The organism is uncultured Shewanella sp. (genome assembly GCF_947491715.1).
Lineage (GTDB): Bacteria > Pseudomonadota > Gammaproteobacteria > Enterobacterales > Shewanellaceae > Shewanella.
On sequence record NZ_CANLKR010000163.1, the window covers coordinates 1 to 212 of the forward strand.

The 212-nt window shown below is 42.9% G+C and carries 1 protein-coding gene; it reads left to right on the top strand.

Translation table 11 applies throughout. The features are described from left to right. Nucleotides 1–212: hypothetical protein (locus Q0779_RS23930; RefSeq protein ID WP_298776777.1), on the top strand; the 212-nt coding region annotated here is incomplete at both ends.

A 212-nucleotide genomic window follows, 5' to 3' on the forward strand; every position in this document is an offset into this window, starting at 1 on the left:
GCCAGAGCTTAATCCCGATGATTTAAGCGAGTGTCGCACGCTAGGTGAAATTGTCACTTATCTAAATAGCCAAAGTGATAATAGCCAAAGCATTCCAATGACAGGTATTGAAACTACAAGCATTCAAACGACAGACATTCAAACTTGCATGCTGAGTGTAGTGAGCGAAAAAACCGGTTACCCCGTAGAGATGCTCACCCTTGAAATGGACA